Source organism: Streptomyces sp. TRM68367, from assembly GCF_014495685.1.
In the GTDB taxonomy this organism is placed as follows: Bacteria; Actinomycetota; Actinomycetes; order Streptomycetales; family Streptomycetaceae; genus Streptomyces.
The window spans coordinates 1-2,268 of record NZ_JACTVI010000246.1; the positions used below are offsets into that span (position 1 = coordinate 1).

General features: G+C 67.3%; 2 protein-coding genes. Both read left to right on the forward strand.

All coding sequences use genetic code 11. The annotated features are described in order from the left end of the window. The first annotated feature begins 749 nt into the window (after positions 1-749). Positions 750-1,169 (forward strand): hypothetical protein, encoded by a 420-nt coding sequence (locus H8R17_RS48455; protein ID WP_262506059.1) that lies wholly within the window; start codon positions 750-752, stop codon positions 1,167-1,169. 178 nt (positions 1,170-1,347) lie between these two features. Beyond that, positions 1,348-2,157 (forward strand): ISAs1 family transposase, encoded by an 810-nt coding sequence (locus H8R17_RS45240; RefSeq protein WP_316959753.1) that lies wholly within the window; start codon positions 1,348-1,350, stop codon positions 2,155-2,157. Positions 2,158-2,268 lie beyond the last annotated feature (111 nt).

Consider the following 2,268-nt stretch of genomic DNA (forward strand, 5'->3'; position numbering starts at 1 on the left):
GTGTGGATCAACGAACCCCGGCCCGAGACAGAACCCCAGAAACAGAACCCATAGCCTCAAACTGTCTCATTTGACTTGACAGGTTCCGGCGCGCTGCGGGCTCTACAGGTCTTCGACTCGGACGCGGCAGGGAGGCACCGCCTCGAGGGCGTGCTGCACGCCTGCTGGACCGGGTTCACGCAATCTGACCAGGGGACACGGGAGTGCCACTGCGCACTGCGGACAGGCGGTGCGCAGTGGCACTCTGAAGCGAGGTTCACTCGACGGCCTGCTTTCCAGGCCGCGCTCATCACAGGGCTTTGGCGAAGTCGGCGGGCGTCCGTTTCGTGATCACTTGAGATGAAGGGAGGGAGAGCGGGTGGTTCCCACTCACGTCCGTTGCGCCCCGGAGCCCTTGCGTCTCCCCCGCACCGTCGGGTGGAGCGAGCCGACTGCGCTAGGCGATGATCCTGTGCGTGGCTGAAGAGGCAGGTACAGATGCGGACGACGCTTGTGCATGGGCTGAGCGACTGGGTTGGGCGTTCGGGCTTATAGCGGAGGATCCGACTGCGAGAGGTGCAGCGCTCGTCCATCTGGCGGAGGCCCAGAGGAAGGTCACGGACACGCTCGCCCGGTCCAACGAGATGTGGCTACTGACGCGACACCTGGGAGCGGACGAGCAGTACCGGGAGCCTGCCTTTCTGCAGGCGCGCCGGAGGCATCAGCAAGCTCAGAGGTGTTCGTTGCCTGATGGAGTGTGGGGTGGTCCTGTGGACGGGGATCTGGCGGCGTGGCCGGGGCTGCCCTATGTGTTGCTCTTCCTGGAGTGGGAGGCGAGGTACCCGCTGGAGTGGACGCAGCATGCGAAGGCGTGGGGTACGAAGCAGAGCCTGATCCGGGAGGTGGCCCGTGCTCGCCAGGAGGAGGCGATCAAGGCGAAGCTCACCGACCTGGTCGAGATCGTCGTCCACCGGGCGTATCGCTGCAAGGATCGCGAATACGTACGGGTTGCCCGGGCTGTCGACAGCGCTGACCTACGGGGCAGGCTCGATCGGGCAGCCGATTCCGACAGTCCGTGGGCCCGGTGTCACGCCGGGTATGTGCTCTGGCTCCTTGATCGCCGCGACCTGCCAAACACCTGTCGTGTCTGGCAAACCTGGGTGGCGGGCGAGGCTGCGACGTTGCTGTGACCGGGGACGATACAGGGAAGGTTCCCGTGATCATGGAGTGCTCTAGACCCCGTGACCTGCCTGGAATCCTGTGCCTGCCGACGTATCGTCCTTGATTCCGCCTGCCTTTGACCGACTTCGCGAGCAGTCCGACGTCGGACCCGGAGAGGTGCCCGGCCTGCTGGAGAGGCTGGCTCAGGTGCCGGATCCGCGCGATCCGCGCGGCGTGCGCCATGCCTTGGCCGTCGTGCTCACGCTGACCGCGTGCGCGGTGCTGACCGGCGCGACCTCGCTGCTGGCGGTCGGCGAGTGGATCGCGGACGCGCCGCCGCACGTGCTGGAGCGACTCGGCGTGCGCCCCGATCCAGTACTGCCCCGGAGGCTGGTGCCCTCGGAGGCGACGGTCCGCCGGCTGCTCGCCCGTATCGATGGCGATGCCCTGGACCGGGCGGTGGGCGGATGGCTTGCCGACCGCCGGCCCGAGAGCACCAGGCTGCGCGGACTGTCCGTGGACGGCAAGTCCCTGCGCGGTGCGGCGAAGGCGCAGGGGCGGAGGATCCATCTACTCGCCGGGGTGGAGCACACCAGCGGGCTGGTCCTGGCCCAGCTCGACGTCGGCGAGAAGACCGGTGAGGTCACCCGCTTCCAGCCGCTGCTCGACACCATCGCCGACCTGGCCGCAACCGTGGTCACCAGCGACGCGCTCCATACGCAACGCGAGCACGCCGCCTACCTCCTGGGCCGCGGGGCCCATTACATCGCGATCGTCAAGGGCAACCAGAAGAAGCTACGCAGACAGCTGAAGTCCCTTCCCTGGAAGGACATCCCGTTCCAGGGCCGCACCCGAGGCACCGGCCACGGCCGCGCGGAGATCCGCCGGATCAAGGTCGCCACCGTGAACAACTTGCTGTCCCTGGCGCCCGCCAGGCCGTCCAGATCAAGCGCCGCCGCACCGATCGCAAGACCGGCAAGACCACCATCACGACCGTCTATGCGGTCACCAGCCTGACCGCCGAGCAGGCCACCCCGGTCCAACTAGCCCCGTACTTCGCGGGTCACTGATTCAGGTCTGTGGCCAGCGGGTTCGTGTGACTTCGATGCCGAGGAGTTCGAGGAGGTG